This window comes from Gemmatimonadota bacterium, assembly GCA_016713785.1.
Lineage (GTDB): Bacteria > Gemmatimonadota > Gemmatimonadetes > Gemmatimonadales > GWC2-71-9 > JADJOM01.
Map to the genome: position 1 here is coordinate 433,646 of JADJOM010000001.1, position 16,851 is coordinate 450,496.

The 16,851-nt window shown below is 71.8% G+C and carries 15 protein-coding genes and 2 tRNA genes; 10 read left to right on the top strand and 7 right to left on the bottom strand.

From position 1 onward, the window contains the following. Nucleotides 1-94: 94 nt before the first annotated feature. Nucleotides 95-2,272 (top strand): ATP-dependent Clp protease ATP-binding subunit, encoded by a 2,178-nt coding sequence (locus tag IPJ95_01865; GenBank protein ID MBK7922361.1) that lies wholly within the window; start codon nt 95-97, stop codon nt 2,270-2,272. 28 nt (nt 2,273-2,300) lie between these two features. Then, the gene (locus IPJ95_01870; GenBank protein ID MBK7922362.1) at nt 2,301-2,747 is read left to right on the top strand and encodes a YbjN domain-containing protein; all 447 of its coding nucleotides are present in this window, start codon (nt 2,301-2,303) and stop codon (nt 2,745-2,747) included. Between the two features lie 102 nt (nt 2,748-2,849). On the opposite strand, the gene IPJ95_01875 is transcribed toward IPJ95_01870, so the two are convergent. After that, a tRNA-Asn gene (locus IPJ95_01875) sits at nt 2,850-2,922 on the bottom strand. Between the two features lie 410 nt (nt 2,923-3,332). Here IPJ95_01875 and IPJ95_01880 point away from each other — a divergent pair. Genes IPJ95_01880 through IPJ95_01890 form a run of 3 tightly spaced genes read left to right on the top strand, consistent with a single transcriptional unit; the run spans nt 3,333 to nt 5,615 of the window. After that, nucleotides 3,333-4,409, top strand: a complete 1,077-nt coding sequence (locus IPJ95_01880; protein ID MBK7922363.1) for a DNA polymerase III subunit — start codon at nt 3,333-3,335, stop codon at nt 4,407-4,409. A gap of 35 nt (nt 4,410-4,444) precedes the next feature. Continuing rightward, nucleotides 4,445-4,885: a cyclic pyranopterin monophosphate synthase MoaC gene (gene moaC, locus IPJ95_01885; protein ID MBK7922364.1), complete on the top strand. Its 441-nt coding sequence runs from the start codon at nt 4,445-4,447 to the stop codon at nt 4,883-4,885. A 40-nt stretch (nt 4,886-4,925) separates the two neighbouring features. After that, a complete protein-coding gene (locus IPJ95_01890) occupies nt 4,926-5,615 on the top strand; it encodes a transglycosylase SLT domain-containing protein (protein ID MBK7922365.1) in 690 nt (229 codons plus the stop codon). Between the two features lie 79 nt (nt 5,616-5,694). Here IPJ95_01890 and IPJ95_01895 read toward each other — a convergent pair whose 3' ends face one another. Then, nucleotides 5,695-7,305 carry a LysM peptidoglycan-binding domain-containing protein gene (locus tag IPJ95_01895; GenBank protein ID MBK7922366.1) on the bottom strand — a complete coding sequence of 537 codons (1,611 nt, stop codon included), beginning with the start codon at nt 7,303-7,305 and terminating at the stop codon, nt 5,695-5,697. Between the two features lie 385 nt (nt 7,306-7,690). Next, the gene (locus tag IPJ95_01900; protein MBK7922367.1) at nt 7,691-8,113 is read right to left on the bottom strand and encodes a hypothetical protein; all 423 of its coding nucleotides are present in this window, start codon (nt 8,111-8,113) and stop codon (nt 7,691-7,693) included. A gap of 50 nt (nt 8,114-8,163) precedes the next feature. Between IPJ95_01900 and IPJ95_01905 the strand changes: the two genes are divergently transcribed. Next, nucleotides 8,164-9,075, top strand: coding sequence for a serine hydrolase (locus IPJ95_01905; protein ID MBK7922368.1), 912 nt, complete (start codon nt 8,164-8,166; stop codon nt 9,073-9,075). Nucleotides 9,076-9,084: 9 nt separating this feature from the next. Here the strand turns inward: IPJ95_01905 and IPJ95_01910 are convergent, their stop codons facing one another. The 3 genes from IPJ95_01910 to IPJ95_01920 form a co-directional block, all read right to left on the bottom strand. Next, entirely contained in the window at nt 9,085-9,336 is a 252-nt protein-coding gene (locus IPJ95_01910; protein MBK7922369.1) for a hypothetical protein, read from the bottom strand. Between the two features lie 375 nt (nt 9,337-9,711). Beyond that, nucleotides 9,712-10,566 carry a branched-chain-amino-acid transaminase gene (ilvE, locus tag IPJ95_01915; protein ID MBK7922370.1) on the bottom strand — a complete coding sequence of 285 codons (855 nt, stop codon included), beginning with the start codon at nt 10,564-10,566 and terminating at the stop codon, nt 9,712-9,714. 154 nt (nt 10,567-10,720) lie between these two features. Then, a tRNA-Lys gene (locus IPJ95_01920) sits at nt 10,721-10,793 on the bottom strand. A 64-nt stretch (nt 10,794-10,857) separates the two neighbouring features. On the opposite strand from IPJ95_01920, the gene IPJ95_01925 reads away from it, so the two are divergent. From IPJ95_01925 to bioD, 4 genes are read left to right on the top strand one after another with little or no spacing between them, the layout of a single operon-like run. After that, nucleotides 10,858-11,235, top strand: a complete 378-nt coding sequence (locus tag IPJ95_01925) for a hypothetical protein (protein ID MBK7922371.1) — start codon at nt 10,858-10,860, stop codon at nt 11,233-11,235. 60 nt (nt 11,236-11,295) lie between these two features. Further along, nucleotides 11,296-12,282 (top strand): biotin synthase BioB, encoded by a 987-nt coding sequence (gene bioB / locus IPJ95_01930; GenBank protein MBK7922372.1) that lies wholly within the window; start codon nt 11,296-11,298, stop codon nt 12,280-12,282. Next, nucleotides 12,279-13,667, top strand: coding sequence for an adenosylmethionine--8-amino-7-oxononanoate transaminase (gene bioA, locus IPJ95_01935; protein MBK7922373.1), 1,389 nt, complete (start codon nt 12,279-12,281; stop codon nt 13,665-13,667). Before bioB ends, bioA begins: the two co-directional genes overlap by 4 nt. Next, entirely contained in the window at nt 13,664-14,422 is a 759-nt protein-coding gene (bioD, locus tag IPJ95_01940) for a dethiobiotin synthase (GenBank protein ID MBK7922374.1), read from the top strand. The genes bioA and bioD overlap by 4 nt, the downstream gene beginning before the upstream one ends. Here the strand turns inward: bioD and IPJ95_01945 are convergent. Continuing rightward, nucleotides 14,414-16,846 (bottom strand): HEAT repeat domain-containing protein, encoded by a 2,433-nt coding sequence (locus IPJ95_01945; protein ID MBK7922375.1) that lies wholly within the window; start codon nt 16,844-16,846, stop codon nt 14,414-14,416. The two genes, bioD and IPJ95_01945, sit on opposite strands and share 9 nt — an antisense overlap. Nucleotides 16,847-16,851 lie beyond the last annotated feature (5 nt).

Consider the following 16,851-nt stretch of genomic DNA (forward strand, 5'->3'; position numbering starts at 1 on the left):
CTGTTCCGTGGGCGGAGTTGCGGGGCCCCGGATCCGCCCGCATGTTCCGCCGACCCCGAATCCCGACCTGGCCCCCGCCCCCCGGAGACCCGGCATGACCGCCCCCGACACCGCTGGCCTCCCCCTCACGCCCGGTGCCCAGCGCGTACTCCAGGAACTCGGGGCCCGGCCCAATGCCGGGGTCAACGACTGGCTGGCCCTCTTCCTCGAGCGATTCGCCCCGATGGTGGGCAGCCTCTCGCCGAACCTGGATCTCGCCACCACCAAGTCGGCCGTCCGCGCCGCGGTGCAGCAGGGGCAGCCCGGCGCCGCCCTCGCGGCCGAGGCGCTGAGCACCCAGGCGCGCGAGATCGCGCGGGGCCTTGGCAAGGTACAGGTTGGCGAGCGGGACCTCGTCGCGGCCGTGCTCCGCGCCGCCGGACACCCCGTTGTCTACCCCGCCGCCGCCCCACCGCCCCGCCCGGTCGACGCCACGGGTACCGGCAAGACCATCCCGCCCGTGGCCGAGCCGGTGGCGCCCCTGAGCGGCATCCGCACCCTGGCTCCGACCCCCACCCTCGACAAGTTCGGCCGCGATCTCACCCAGGCCGCCCGGGATGGCAAGCTGCCCCCCTGCGTGGGCCGCGACACCGAGATCGAGACCATCATCGAGACCCTCTGCCGCCGCACCAAGCGGAACCCGCTGCTGGTGGGCGCGGCCGGCACCGGCAAGACGGCCATCGTGGAGGGCATCGCCCAGCGGATCATCCGCGGCGAGGTGCCGGCCCCGCTCCGGGGGGTCCGCCTGGTGGGGCTGCAGCCTTCCGCCCTGGTGGCCGGCGCGGGCATCGTCGGCGAGCTCGACAAGCGCGTCGGCGCCATCCTGGCGGAGTCGGCGCAGGACGGGATCGTCCTGTTCATCGACGAGGTGCATGCGATCATGGGCGCGGGCGGGCGGGAGGGTACCGGCGACATCTCCAGCATGCTGAAGCCGGCGCTCGCCCGGGGCGAGATCGCCTGCATCGCCGCCACCACCGACGAGGAGTACCGCCAGTTCATCGAGCACGACCGGGCGCTCGAGCGGCGCTTCCAGCCCATCCGCATCCAGGAGCTCAGCCCGGAGCGCACCCTCGAGGTGCTCAAGGTGGTCCGGGATGACCTGGTGCGCGGCCGCTCCATCACCGTCGCCGACGACGTGCTGGCGTGGCTGGTGGACATCGCCCGGCAGTTCATGCCCAACCGCCACTTCCCCGACAAGGCGGTGGACCTGCTCGACCAGAGCGTGGCCCACGGGGTGAGCCGCGGGCTCGGCGCGGTCACCCGGGCCGATGCCGAGACCGTCGTCAAACGCATGCTCGGCATCCCCACGCTGGAGCGCGCCCGGCTCGACGCGCTGCGTGCGCAGCTGGAGGAACGCCAGCTGCTCGATCACCTCGCCGCCGACCGGCTGGTGGGCCGGCTCGAGGTTACCAGCCGCGGCCTGGACCTGCACGCCGCGCGGCCCAACGCCATCATCGCCCTGAGCGGCCCGATGGCGGAGCGCGCTATGCCCCTCTGCGAGACCATCGCGGAAGGGCTCTACGGCGACCCCCGTCGTGTGGTGCGGATCGACTTCGCCCGTTTCCAGGACGACGCCAGCATCACCGCCCTCCTCGGCTCCCCGGCCGGGTACGTGGGGTACGAGGACCGGCATGCGCTCTATGCCCTCGCCGAGATGCCCTGGTCCGTGGTCCTCTGCGACCGGCTCGACCGCTGCCACCCGGCCGTCCTCGCCGCGTTCGCCCCCGCGCTGACCCAGGGAATGATTACCGACTTCCGCGGCCGCCGGATCTACCTGAGTGACGCGGTGGTGGTGATCACCGTGGCCAGCGAGGCCGGCCGGGAGATGGACACCATCGGGTTCGGTGTTCCGGCCGAACCGACGGTGGAGCGCCATGCGCCGGACCTCGCCGAGAGCATCGGGCGCGAGCTCGCGGGCATCGTTGACTTCAGCTTCAGCGAGGCCGCCGAGGCCGTGGCGCTGGGCAACGAGTGGATCACTGGCCGGCTGCTGCCGCAGGTCGCGGCGCGGCACCGGGAGCACGGGATCACGCTGGAATGGGACCCGTCGATCGTGCACTGGCTCGCCGCCGAGTGGTCGAGTTCCCGTGACACCACCGGGCTGGAGCAGCTGATCGAGCAGGAAGTCAGTCCGGCGCTGGTGCGCGCGCTCTACCAGGGCGCCGCGCCGGTGCCGAGCCGTTATGTCATCCGTCGGCAGCAGGCCAACCTGGTCATCGAACGCCTGCCCTGATCCCACCACCCCCACCGAGGAGAGCGCCATGCCCCCGCAGTTCAAGACCGAAGCCCAGGGAAAGGTCTACGCCCGCGTCGCGCAGGTCCTGCAGGAACAGTTCGGGAAGCAGGCCCGGGCCAACGACGAGGCGCCGAGCTTCGCCATCCGTGCCGGCTCGGCCTTTTCCACCGTCGTGGTCACGCCGATCAACGAGAAGGCCACGGTGGTGCGCGCCTACAGCTGGGTGGTGACGGGGGCGGAGAACACGCCGGAGCTCAAGCAGTACCTCCTGGAGGAGAACTTCAACATGCGGTTCGGCGCCTTCGCGCAGGAGCCGGGCACCGGGGACATCCTGTTCACCCACGCCATCCTGGGCGAGGGCATGGACGTCGACGAGTTCATGTGGACGCTGATGGCGGTATCCAATACCGCCGACGAGTACGACGACCAGATCGTCCAGCGGTTCGGTGGGCAGCGGGCGGTGGATCGCTAGCGCGGGACGGTGGGGTGGGCCGGAACGCGGACGGGTCAGCCAAGTGGCTGACCCGTTTGTCATGGGACCCTAGGCGGGGCCAGGTGGAGCAACTTGCGACAGCTCCCGAGGCAGGACTCGAACCTGCGACCCGCTGATTAACAGTCAGCTGCTCTACCAACTGAGCTACTCGGGAAGGCGCGAGAGAATACCATCGGCGTGGGCAGAGATCAAGCGGGTGTGAGGGATGTCCAATAAACGCCAACAACGCGACAGCATGCGTACATTCTAACGACACGTAATGGGCAAGGTCCGCCAGCTGGGCGCATTCAGGCCTGCCGCGGCAGTATCGGCGCAAGGTGATGCGCTGGTTCCGTCGCACCAGCACAACTTGCTTAAGTCGAACTGGTGGAATCTCTTACCACGATTGTGAGTGCACACTATCACCATATTTTGCGCGAGCGAGCGCTCGCATTTGTGTAATCGCGGCTTTCGGTCAATACTACGCGTTTTTTCGATGCCAGTTTGACACCTAAGTGGTTGTGGAAAATGCTTTTACAAGAAGTGGCACTACCGCCGATCGGCCCCCACCTTATCCTTGCTTCCATGACGCTCCACCCCCTCCTCGGTCATGTGACCGAACAGGACCGTGTGATCCGCGCCCTCAAGGAAGGGCGCCTCCCTCAGGGGCTCCTGATCACCGGTCCCGCGGGGGTAGGCAAGCAGCGCTTCGGGTTGTGGCTGGGTCAGGCAATCCTCTGCGAGGCCGAGACCCGGCCCTGTGGAACCTGCCAGTCCTGCCGGCAGGTCCTCGGGCTTGTGCACCCGGACCTCCATTGGATGGTCCCGGTCCCGCGTCCCAAGGCCTCGGAGCCGGACAAGCAGGTGGAAGAGCTGGCCGAGACCCTGGGCCAGGTAATGGAGGAGCGGCGCCGGAACCCCGTGTATGAGGCGCCCGATGGCCTGGCGGGCCATTTCGTGGCCACCGCCCGCCTGTTGCAGCGCCGGGCCGCGCTGACCCCGGCCCAGGGCCGGCGGAAGGTGTTCCTGCTCGCTTTCGCGGAGCGGCTGGTGCCGCAGGAGTCGAGTCCGGAGGCAGCGAACGCGCTCCTCAAGCTGCTGGAGGAGCCGCCGGCCGACAGCCACTTCCTCCTCACGACGGAGGACGCGAACCGCCTGCTGCCGACGATCCGGTCCCGGCTGGTGCCGCTCCGGCTGGGACGGCTGGCGGACGCGGAAGTCGAGCGCTTCCTGGGGACGCACGCGGGCCTGGCCGGTACCGAGCTGCGGGAGCGGGTGCAGCGTGGCCGGGGATCGATCGGCCGGGCGCTGGCCGCGGGCGAGGCCGGCCAGAAGGCCGGACGGGCCGCCGAGGAACTGCTGCAGCTGGTGGTGGCCGGGCCGGGCGCGCGGGCCGAGCGGGCACTCAAGCAGGGACCCTTCGCCGCGCGGGGTGACTTCACCGCCATGCTCGACGCCCTGGCGGAACAGCTCTCCCGGCTGGCCCGCGGGGCGGACGGCGGCGGATCGGCGCACGAAGGGCCCCGTCGGCGGCCGGGCCTCGATGCCCTGGTGGAGGCGCAGGCCCGGGTGGCCGAGGCGCGGGACGCGGCGCAGGGCAACGTGAATCCCCAGCTGCTGCTGGTGACGCTGACCGAGGACCTGGCGGAGGTGCTGGCGTGAGCCTGAGTCACGTGGATGAGGCCGGCCGGGCCCGCATGGTCGATGTGGGCGGGAAGGCAGACTCCCGCCGGACGGCAGTGGCGGAGGGTGTGGTCCGGATGAGCGCCGCGGCGTTTGCGCTGGTGCGGGATAACCAGGTGGCCAAGGGCGATGTGCTGCGGATCGCGGAGGTGGCCGGCACCATGGCCGCCAAGCGGACCAGCGACCTGGTGCCGCTCTGCCACCCGCTGCCGCTGGAGGTGGTGCGGCTCGAATGCACCGCCGAGGAGGCCCTGCCCGGGGTCCGGGTCGTGGCCACCGCGGTGACGACCGGCAAGACCGGCGTCGAGATGGAAGCGTTGACGGCGGTGTCGGTCGCGTGCCTCACCGTGTACGACATGGTGAAGGCGGCCGACAAGGCCATGGTGATTGATGGAATCCGGCTGCTGGAAAAGACCGGAGGAACCCGGGGCGACTGGCGCAGGGATCCGCGGTAGGCGCGCGGCCCGGCCTCGAACCGGCTAACTGGAGGATAGCATGCACAACGACGTCATCGATCCGCATGGCCGTGCCCGCTGGACCCGGCGCCTGCTCGCGAGGGGAGTGGCCCTGCTGGCCGCGACCCTCCTGATCAGCGCGCTCGCGGGGTCGAGCTCGGCGGCCCGCGCCGCCGATCCGCCGTCACCGAGCCTTGGGATGGTGGCCGATGAGGTACGCGCCATCAACCAGCGGCTGGAATCCACCCGCGAGGAACTGGCGGTGGCGCGCGCCCAGGTGGACCGCGCCGACGCGGTGATCCGCTACTCGGGGCGCTACCAGATCCCGGCGGACCTCGCCGCGGCCATCTACGACATCTCCCTGAGCGAGGGGGTCGAGACCGACGTGGCGTTCCGGCTCATCAAGATCGAGAGCAACTTCAAGCCGACCGCCCTCTCCAACAAGGGCGCCATCGGGTACACCCAGATCCAGGCGGCCACCGCGCGGTTCTACGAGCCGGGGCTGGGCGAGGACCAGCTGTACGAGCGGGACGTGAACCTGCGCCTCGGATTCCGCTTCCTCCGCGACCTCACCCGGCGGTACGGCGGCGACCTCGAGCTCGCGCTGGTGGCCTACAACCGCGGGCCGGGCAAGGTCGAGGAGATCCTGCTGCAGGGCGGCGACCCCTCGAACGGTTATGCCGAGGCGGTGCTCAAGGGTACCCGGCACGACTCGACCACCACGAACTGAGCCGCGGCGCGGGACCGGAAACGGAACGGGCGGGCTCCCTCGGGGAGCCCGCCCGTTCGCGTACCCGGTCCGCCGGCGCTCAGGGGATACGGAGCCGGGCGCCGGCCTTGAGCACGTCCTGTTCGGCCATGCCGTTGGCCGTGCGCAGCGCCGAGAGCGTCACGCCGTAGCGCCGCGCGATCGTGGACAGGGTCTCGCCGCGGCGCACCACATGGGTCTGGCCGCTGGCCGCCGACGCGGTGGTCGAACGGGAGGTGGCGACGGGGGCGGCGGGCGCGGGCACCCGGATCACCTGCCCGGCCCGGAGCATCTCCCGCGAGCCCATCGCGTTGAGGGAGCGGAGCCGGGTGACCGTGGTGTGGTACCGCCCCGCGAGCTCCGAGAGCGTCTCCCCGCTGCGCACCCGGTAGCGGATCGTGGTCGACGACGACGCGGCCGACCCGGTGCCAACCGCCGTGGCCGGCTCGGCCACGGTGGGCACGTAGCTGGTCGGGATGACCAGCCGGGTGCCGGTCCGCAGCCGCGTCAGGCGCACGCCGGGGTTCGCGTCCTGGATGAGGCGCGTGGTGACTCGGTAGAGCCGCGCGATGGTGGCCGCGGTCTGCCCGCGCGCCACGCTGTGCTCCACGAAGCTGACCCGGTCCTTGGTGGCGAGGGCGGCGTAGCGCGCCCCCACGCTGTCGCCTGTCCCGGCGGGGAGGCGGACCACGGCCTCCCGGCGCGGCGGGGTGACCAGGCGGAGGAAATGCGGGTTGAGCTCGCGCAGCGCGGCCACCGAGGTGTCCGCCAGGCGGGCCAGGACATCGAGCCCGGTCGCATCAGGCACCACGATCGAGTCGTAGGCCAGCGGCTCCACCTCGGGGGGCCGGACGAAGCCGTACTTCTCCGGCTGCTTGGCGATCAGCGCCGCCGCGATGAGCTTGGGGACGTAGTCCTTGGTCTCGCGCCGCAGGAACCGCGTGTCGTAGAGCCGGAAGAAGGCGGCGTCGGGGTTGTCTTCCTCGTCGTCCTCGTCGTCACCCAGCCGGCGGAGGCCCCGCCCCACCTTGCCGGCGCCCGCGTTGTAGGCCGCGGCCGCCAGGTACATCGAGCCGAAACGGTCCCGCAGGTCCGCGAGGTGGCGCGCGGCGGCGTCGGTGGCGCGCACCGGATCCCGCCGCTCGTCCACCCAGGAATCGATCCGGAGCCCGTAGAGCTTGGCGGTCCCCTTCATGAACTGCCACATCCCCGTGGCGCGGGCCCGGCTGACCGCGGTGTTCGAGTAGCCGCTCTCGATCAGCGCCAGGTACACCATGTCCTCGGGGACGCTGTTCTCGCGCAGCTTGGCGCGGATCATCGGCTCGTAGCGCGGCATGCGCTGCAGCCAGACGTTCATCCGCTCCCGCGCGGGACCCTGGAAGAAATCGAGGTAGTACTGCACCCGGGCATGGGTGCCGTACGTCTCGACGTCGATGTCGTAGGTGACTTCGCCGCCCGCGGCGTTGGCGCCGCCCGGCGTGGTGGAGGCCGCCCCGTCGTCGGCACCGCTGTCCAGCGGCTCCGGGTGGGACGTGGCCAGCTGCTCCAGAATGGCGGCGTCTGCGGCGGAATCGGGATCCACGACCGCGGGCTCCAGGCTGTCCGCGGCGAGGGAATCAGCCAGCTGGGCCGGCACGGCGGTGCTGTCGGCCACCGGCACCGCGGCCGTCACGGCTTCCGTCGCGGGAGCGACGGCGGGTTGGGGGGCGTCTGTCGGGGTGGGCGCCGGGGTCGGCCCCGGCCGCTGCCCACCGCCGCACGCCACCAGCAGTCCTGCCAGCACCCAGGAGCGCCATGCCGTCATGGGATGGTTGCCTTTCGCATTGCGGATGGCGCCGCCCGTCCAGCGGGCGATGCCTCGGCTTGGTGGCGAGTGGGGGCCATGCCGGCCGGCCCCTGGACCCGGCCAGAACAGCTTGCAAGAAACCTGCGAGACGGGAAAAAGAGAACCCCATTTCGGCCGATCTTCGGCGTTACGGAATGGGACGCGGCTCGTCCACGCGAAATGAAATGGTCCGGGCTTTTCTCAAGATGCGGCGGGTGGGGTCCCGGTCGCGTCAGCGCATGAAGAACCGGTTGCCCAGGATGCGGTTGGTGGCGTTGAGGACGGCCAGGGCGGCGCCACGGGAGGGGTCGGCGTCGGGCGTAAGGAAGCAGCCGACCAGCCGCTGGGCATCGTTCTGGTTAGGCAGGGCCAGCGAGACGATGACCACGTTGGCGTCGAAGGCCCGGACGGCCTTCACCCCCAGGAGCTCGAACTTGAGTTCTCCCTGCACCGCCTTGGTGAGCGCGGTGACACAGGCCTCGGCGGCGCAGCGCAGCTCCCCCGCCTGGCTGGTCAGCCCCTCGGAGACCCCCTCGAACTCGGTGTTGTCGAGCCAGCTCAGCACCACCCGCGCGCGGCAGCGCCCGGTGGCCAGGCGGTCGAGGGCGAACTCGGCGAACTTGAGGCGATCCGGAAGACGGGGTTCGGCAGGCATAGGGCGATAGGGCCTCGGCAGGTGCGACCATTCGGGAATACCTTACGGGTATGCGAAAGCCGTGCCTCCTCTCCGTCCTGCTCGGGCCGCTCCTGTTCGGCGCGCCCCCGCTCGCCGGGCAGCAGATCGCCGCCCTGGAGACCGAACTCCGGTCACGGATCGCCCGTGATACGGCGCTAGTGGCGGTGGCCTACTACGATCCGGTGACCCGCGACACCCTCCTCATCGAGGGCCTCACCCGCTTCCACGCTGCCAGCACCATGAAGGTCCCCGTGCTGATTGAACTGGGCCGCCGGATCGAGTCCGGGGAGTTCCGCTGGACCGACACGCTGCCGGTCCGGAACCTCTTTCACTCGATGGTGGACGGCTCGGAGTTCCGCCTGGATCCCGCCGAGGACTCCGACGCCACGCTCTATGCCAGGGAGGGGAGCGGCGTGGCGATCGCCGAGCTGGCGCGGTTGATGATCGCGCGAAGCAGCAACCTGGCCGCCAACCTGCTGATCGAGCGGCTTGCCCCCGCCCGCGTGAACGGCACGGCCCACGCATTGGGCGCCGACTCGATCGCGGTCCTGCGCGGCGTGGAGGACGGCAAGGCCTACGCGCTCGGGCGCAACAACACCACGACGGCCCGCGACCTGGCCCGGCTGCTCGATGCCGTCGCGCGGGGGCGCGCCGCCGGCCCGGCAACCACCGCGGTGCTGCTGGAGCTGTTGCTGGCCCAGGAGTTCAACGCCGGGATTCCCGCCGGGCTGCCGCCGGGCGTCCGGGTGGCGCACAAGACGGGCGAGATCACCGGCATCACCCATGATGCCGCCATCGTCTACCCCGCGGCGCGCGGGCCCTACGTGCTGGTGGTCCTGACGCGGGGATTTACGGACCGGCGGGAGGCGGAACGGCTGATGGCGGAGCTGTCGGGAATCGTCTATCGCTGGGCGACGCGGCGCCCGGACCCGCGGGAATAGTGGTCGGGGTCAGCCCGGTCGGCTGGCGATGTGCCGGGCCAGCACGGCGGCGACCCGGTCGTCGGAGAGGCGGTCGGCCTGGGCATAGAGGTCCGAGCGCGAGCTCGACTCGAGCTCGGTGTCGGCCCAGACGGCGCGGCGCGGCTCCCCGGCACACCGGCAGCTGAGCAGGAGCCGCCAGGCACGGGTGCTGGCCGTCCGCTCCGCCACGGGAGCGACCGACCACCGGGTCTCGCCAATCGTCACTTCTTTCCAGGCCATGAGTCGCTCAGGGGGAAGGCCGTTCGGGGGCGCGAATGTCTCCCCCGGTACCTGACATGTCAAGAGGCGTGCCGTCGGGTTCACGCCAGGGTCGGCGGCTCCCCGGCTGCCGGCCCCCTCCCTCCCGGAACGCGGCACGGTGCTGGTCCTTCTCATCGCGCGCCCCCGGCGCGGCCCGGCGGGCACTCCGGACGGTGACAGGCGTCACGCGGGCCTGACGCAACCGGGATCATGGCCACTGGCGAACTGCCCCCCACGGACGGCATGGGGGGGGCAGTGGAGTCGTGGATGCGAGGATAGCGGGCTCCGGGGGAGCCGACGGCGGGCAGGGGGCCGGGAGTGGGGCGCCGGGACGGGGCCCCGGCGCCCGGCGCGTCAGCGGCGGACCAGCTGCTGGAAGCGGGCCCGGATGTCCCGGGTGACGGGCCCCGCCTTGCCGGCGCCGATGAGGCGGCCGTCGACCATGCGGATCGGCGCTACTTCGGCCGCGGTGCCGGTGAGGAACGCCTCGTCGGCGGTGTAGAGGTCGTAGCGGTTGAGCATGGTCTCCTGCACCGGGTATCCGGCCTGCCGGGCCAGTTCCACGATGGTGTCGCGGGTGACGCCACGCAGCTGGCCGGCGTAGGCCGGCGGGGTCAGGAGCAGCCCGTTCTTCCAGACGAAGAGGTTCATGCCGGTGGCCTCGGCGATGTGCCCGGCGCTGTCGAGCATGATGGCGTCGTCGGCGCCGGCGTTGGTCGCCTCGACCTTGGCCATGATGTGATTCAGGTAGTTGAGCGACTTGACCCGGGGCGAGAGCGCCTCGCGCTGGTTGATCGGGGTGCCGGCCGTGACCAGGGTCAGTCCCTGCTCGTACCGCTCGGCAGGCCAGATGGCGATGGTGTCGAAGATGATGATGATCGAGGCGCGGGGACACTTGCGCGGGTCCAGGCCCAGGTCGCCGACGCCGCGGGTGATGACGTGACGCAGGTAGCCCTCGGTGAGGCCCGCCCGCTGCACGCCCTCCTCGGTGACCCGGATCATCTCCTCCCGGGACATCGGCACCTCGAGCAGGATGGCCTTGGCCGAGTCGTAGAGCCGATGGACATGCTCGGCCAGCTTGAAGGTCTTGCCGCCGTACACCCGCATGCCCTCGAAGACGCCGTCGCCGTAGAGCAGTCCGTGGTCGAACACGGAGATCTTGGCGGATGCCTTGTCCAGCCACTGGCCATCGAGGTAGATCAGCGTCACGGCCCTGCCCTCGGATGATTCGGGAAGCCTTCGGTTCCTGCGCGTGCCGGGGGGAATGTCGCGGAGGCGGACGTGGTTGGGAAGGGCCGCGGGCGTCACTGATTGCCGGGCGCCGCATGGAGGGCAATATTGGATCGCCCGAGGGATGGATCAGTGAGGGCGGTGGGACTCGAACCCACGACCTAGGGATTAAAAGTCCCTTGCTCTACCAACTGAGCTACGCCCCCTGCCGGGCCCAAACTTCGGGCGGCCGGCGGGGAAACTCAAGGCCGCCCGCGCCGGGAGGGCCCCATGCGGACCGCGCTACCAACGCTGCTGCTCTGCCTCGCGGTGGGGGCGCCAGCCGCGGCCCAGGCCGGCGGTGACCGCTGGCAGATCACCACCGAGGCCGGCGAGTACCTCTGGGACGTCCGGCTGGTGCGCCTGGGCGGCGACACCCTCTTCTTCCGGCAGGCCGACACCCTGGGCGCGGTGCGGGTGGCGCAGATCGGCGAACTGCGCCTGATCCGGAAGACCCTGGTGCACGCCGAGGGCGCCGACCGGCAGGCGGAGACGATGGCCGCGCTCATGGGAGGCAATGACGAGGTCTTCGACCTGCGCACCCTGGACTTCGCGGCGCGCCTGCAGGCCCTCCGCCAGCTGCTGCTGCTCCACCCGCCGGGATCCTGACCCGGCCTGCTGCCCGCACCGGGCGGGCGCCCGGTGCTTCACCCTTTTGCCGTTCCCACCATGACCGACTGGAATCAGCTGGCCGACCGGAGCCTGCGGGGCGAGGCCGTGGCTCCCGCCGAGGCGCTCGCCGTGCTCACCTCCGACGACAGCGAACTGCTGGCGGTGCTCCATGCCGCGTTCCGGGTGCGACGGGCCCATCACGGGCTGGACGTCCGGATCCACGTGCTGCGGAACGCCAAGAGCGGGCTGTGCCCGGAGGATTGCGCCTTCTGCAGCCAGTCCACGCGGCACCACAGCGCCGTCGAGCGCTACCCGCTCGAGTCGGTCGAGGCGCTCGTCGAGGGCGCGCGCGCCGCGGCTGCGCTCGGGGCGGTGAAGTACTGCATGGTCACCAGCACCCGCGGGCCGTCGGAGCGCGACCTCGACGGGATCTGTGAGGCGGTGCGGCGCATCAAGGCGGAGTTCCACCTCAATGTCTGTACCTCGCTCGGGCTGCTCAAAGACGGCCAGGCGGAGCGCCTCGCCGCGGCGGGGGTGACCCGGTTCAACCACAACCTCGAGAGCTCGCGCGCGCACTTCGGCGAGATCTGCCACACCCACGGCTATGACGAGCGGATCGCCACGGTGCGGGCCGCGAAGGCCGCGGGGCTGGAGGCGTGCTGTGGCGGGATCCTGGGCATGGGCGAGTCGCTCGAGGATCGGGTGCAGCTGGCGCTGGAGCTGCGCGAGCTCGAGGTGGAGTCGATCCCGGTCAACTTCCTCGACCCGCGCCCCGGCACGCCCCTCGGCGACCAGCCGCGGCTCCGCCCCCAGGATTGCCTGCGGGCCCTGGCCATGTTCCGCTTCGTGAACCCGTCGCGCGACATCCGCGTGGCCGGCGGGCGGGAGGTGAACCTGCGGCACCTGCAGCCCCTGGCGCTCTTCCCCGCCAACTCCCTGTTCAGCAACGGGTACCTCACCACCCCCGGTCAGGGGGCCGAGGCCGACCGGCGGATGATCGTCGACCTGGGTTTCCGGGTGGCCGAGCTGGTGGCCGCGGAGTGACCGGCCGGGGTCACCCCGTTGGCCCGGACCCCACGCCGGAGGAGCTGCGGGCCTGGGACGATGCTCACCTCTGGCACCCCTTCACCCCGCACAGCGTCTACCGCGCCGAGGAGCCGTTGCAGGTGGTGGCCGGTGACGGGCACTACCTGGTCGACACCGAGGGCCGCCGGTACCTCGACGGCGTCGGCTCGCTCTGGTGCAACCTCTTCGGCCACCGGCACCCCGTCATCGATGCGGCGGTGCGGGCGCAACTCGACCGGATCGCCCACAGCACCCTGCTGGGCCATGCCGCGGTGCCGGCCATCGTGCTGGCGCGACGGCTCGCGGCGCTCGCCCCCGCCGGCCTCACGCGGGTCTTCTTCTCCGACGACGGCTCCACCGCGGTCGAGGTCGCGCTCAAGCTGGCGCTCCAGTTCTGGCAGCAGCACGCCGGCGGCCGCGAGCGGCGGCGCACCCGCTTCGTGACCCTGGGCCAGGCCTATCACGGCGACACGGTGGGCTCCGTCTCGCTCGGCGGCATCGACCTGTTCCATGAGCGGTACCGGTCGCTCCTGTTCGAGACCCGGAAGGCGCCGGCGCCCTACTGCTACCGCTGCCCGCTGGGCAGGGAGCGCGCCACCTGCCAGCTCGACTGCGTCGCCGCGCTGGAGGCGCTGGTCCGCGCGGAGGGCCCGAACGTCGCGGCGATCGTGCTCGAGAGCGGGTTGCTCGGCGCGGCGGGGATGCTGGTGCAGCCGGAGGGATTCCTGCAGCGCGCCCGCGCGGTGGCCGACGAGGTCGGCGCCCTGCTGGTCCTGGACGAGGTGGCCACCGGGTTCGGGCGGTCGGGTCGGATGTTCGCCTGCGAGGCCGCGGGCGTGGCCCCGGACCTCCTCTGTCTGGCGAAGGGGCTCACCGGTGGTTATCTCCCCATGGCGGCCACGCTGGCCACCGAGCGGGTGTTCGAGGCCTTCCTCGGGCCGCCGGCGGAGGGCCGCACCTTCTTCCACGGACACACGTACACCGGCAACGCCCTCGCCGCCGCCGCGGCGCTCGCGACGCTCGACATCTTCGAGCGGGAGCGGGTGCTGGAGGCGCTGCCGGAGCGGATCGCGCGCCTGGCCCGGGAACTCGAGCGCCTGGCGCCGCTCGCCGCCGTGGGGGACATCCGGCAGTTTGGCCTGGCGGCGGGGATCGAACTGGTGCAGGACCGGGACACCCGGGCCCCGTTCCCGGCGGCGGAGCGGCGCGGCATGCGCGTGTGCCGTGCCGCTCGCGAGCGAGGCGTCTTCCTGCGCCCGCTCGGCGACACCCTCGTGCTGATGCCCCCGCTGAGCATCACCGGGGACGAGATCCGCCGACTCATCGACGCCATCGAGCATGGTATCCTGGAGGTTTGCGCATGACCCCGCCGGCCCCGAAGAAGCGCAGCACCGGACGCACGACCCGCCCCTCCGCGATCGTGCGCGAAGCGGATCCGCCGGTGCCGAAGCACCCGCCGATCACGCTGATCGTGGGGACCGACACGGGCGTCGGGAAGACGTGGGTGACCTGCGCGGTGGCGCGCGCGCTGGCCGACCTCGGGCAGAAGGTGATCGCCGCCAAGCCCATCGAGACCGGCCTGGCCGAGGCGCCCTCCCCCGAGGAGGATGGGGTGCGGCTGGCCACGGCCACGGGGCAGGACGGGCCGCTCCGCGCGCTGATCCGGCTGCCGGGACTGGTGGCGCCCGCCATCGCCGCGGACCAGGCCGGCGTGGAGCTGGACTACGAGGACCTGGTGGCGCGGCTCCGCAGCCTGCTCACGCCGGAATCGCTGCTGCTGGTGGAGGGATCGGGGGGGCTGCTCTCGCCGCTGACCTGGAGCGACAACCACCTGGACCTCGCCCACAGCCTGGGGGCGCGGGTGCTGCTGGTGGCGGCGGACCGGCTCGGCACCATCAACCACACCCTGATGGCGCTGCGGGTCCTCGCGGCGGAGCGGGTCCCGGTGCTGGGCGTGGTGCTCAACCAGCCGGGCGCGCCGGATGACAGCACCCGGTACAACGCCGGCGCCCTGGTGCGCCTGGCGGATCATGTGCCGGTGGTCACGGTGCCGCACCTCTCGGACGACGTGCAGTCGGCCGAGGCGGTGAAGGAAATCGCCGGCTGGCTGCTACCGTAGGCGCGCGAGGGCCTCGACCAGGTCCCGCCGGATGGCCTCCTCCGGCGCGGCCGCCAGCAAGGCGGTGAGCCGGGTTCGCGCCTGCGCCGGGGCCACCGCAAAGCGGAACGCCTCCAGCGCCCGGCGCCGCAGCCCCGCCCGCCGCGAGAGCGCCAGCTCCCCCAGGCGGTCCAGCGCCGCCACGCTCCCGTTCCTCCCGAAGGACGCCAAGGCATAAACCCCGCCGCTGGTCCGCTCGGCGGCCCGGGCGATCAACGGCACCAGCGCCGTGTCGCCGAGCGACACCGCGGCAAACGCCGCGGCGTTGCTGATGCCATCCTGGTAGGAGGGCACCTCCAGCGCGGCCGGCAGCAGCACCCGGGCGCCCGCCGGATCGAGCTGCGCCAGCGCGGTCAGCGCGGCCGCGCGGGCCTCGTCCGAGACATCGTGCTCCCAGTGCCCTCGCACGGCGGCCACCGCCCCGGTGGCGCCCCGCGTGCCCAGCGCGTACAGCGCCGCCTGGCGTACCGACGCCGCGGTGTCGGCGAGCGCCGCGACCAGGGCGTCCTCCGCCTCCGGGCCGGGGAACTCCGCGAGCGCCGTGGCCGCCAGGGCGCGGGTCAGGAAGTAGTCCGCGCCCGTGGCGGCGCGGGCCAGGGCGGCGCGGGCCTCCGCATCCGCGGCGCGGGCGCCGAGCTGCTCGATCACCCAGGCGCGGTTCCACAGATCGGGATCGGCGGCCAGCTGGGCGGCGAGCCACGCCGTGGGCTGGGCGAACTCGAGGGTCTTGAGGATCGTGTTCCCCTCGTCGAACACCACCATGGTGGGGGCGCTCCACACCCCGCCGACATGGATGAGCTGCTCGCGCTGGTCGAGCTGGGCGGAGGCGCGCACGTCGCCCGTGGCCGTCCCCACGCGGATGGTCACCGGGGCCTGGAAGACCTCGGGCACCTCGTAGCGGAGGCCGGTGCTGTCGGCGGGCAGGGTATCACGCTGGCGCTGGCGCACCGTGAGCGTCAGCAGGCCGATGCTCCCGTCCCACGCCGCGCTCACCTGGAAGTCGGGATGGCCGGCGCGGTACACCCACTGGGAGAAGAACCCCTCGAGGTTTTCGCCGGTGGCCTCGAGGAAGGCCTGGCGGAGGTCGTCGGTCGTCGCCACGCCGAGGGCATGGCGGCGGAGATAGTGCCTCACCCCCGACCAGAATCGGTCGTCACCGAGGCGCTTGCGGAGCATCTCCAGCACCAGCGCGCCCTTGGGGTAGATGTTGTTCGACCCGAGCGCGGCAAGCGGCATGCGGCGGCGCTGGTCGATGCCGAGGTACTGCCGGTACTCATCCAGGTAGTAGTCGCCACCGGCGGCCTCGCCCCGCCGGGTGCGCCAGTACTGTCCCGGCAGGAACTCGGCGAAGCCCTCGTTCAGCCACATGTGGGCCCAGTTGGCGGTGGTGACGTAGTCGCCGAACCACTGGTGTGCCAGCTCGTGGGGGATCAGGATGTGCTGGTACCAGGGCCGGTCCACGTAGGCGCGGGCCTCGGGGATCCAGTCCACCATGGTGGAGGCGCTGACGTTCTCCATGCCGCCGAAGAAGTCGGCCACGGTGGTCTGGGCGTACTTGCTCCACGGGTAGGGCACGCCGGTGAGCCGGGAGAAGACCTCGATCATGTCCGGGGTGACGCCGAAGAGCCGCCGGGCGCGGGCGCTGTCCGCCGCGTAGACGTAGTAGTCCACCGGCACGGTGCGCCAGCGGTCGCGGATCCGGACCAGCGGCGCCACGATCAGCGAGGCGAGGTAGGTGACCGCCGGCTGCTCCTGGCGCCAGTGCCAGGTGCGGGTGCCATCCGTGTTGGCGCGCTCGGCCACCAGGCGGCCGTTGGAGACCGCGGTGTAACCCCGGGGCACCGTGGCGATCATCTCCCAGGTGGCGCGATCGTTGGGAAAGTCGTAGGTCGGGAACCAGTCGTGGTTGTTGTCGTCCTCGCCCTGGCTCCACACCTGCCGCGGGCGCGCGGGGGGCAGGCTGTCGGCTTCGATGAAGGTGAGCCCCCGGCCGTTGGCGATCACGCCGCGGTAGCGGATGACGAACCGGACCGTGTCGCCCGTCGCCACCGCCCGCGGCAGGTGCACCACGAGGGTGTCGCGCACGTGGTCGAAGCGATAGGGCACGCCCCGTGGTGCCGGCCCGGTGACCTCGGTGATCGCCAGCAACGCCCCGGCGTCGAGCACCACGGAGTCGAAGGCCGGCCGCAGGGCCCGCAGCGTGACCGTGACCCGGCCCTGGAAGCCGGGCCGGTCCCAGTCGAAGTCCCGCAGCTCGATCCGCTGATGGAGCAGGTCGTAATCGTGGCTGCGCGAGTAGCGGTCGGTGGCCATCCGCTCGGCGTTGGTCTGCGCGGTGAGCGGGGCGGTGAGGCACAGGGCCAGGAGGCAGGTGGTGGGACGCATGGGGC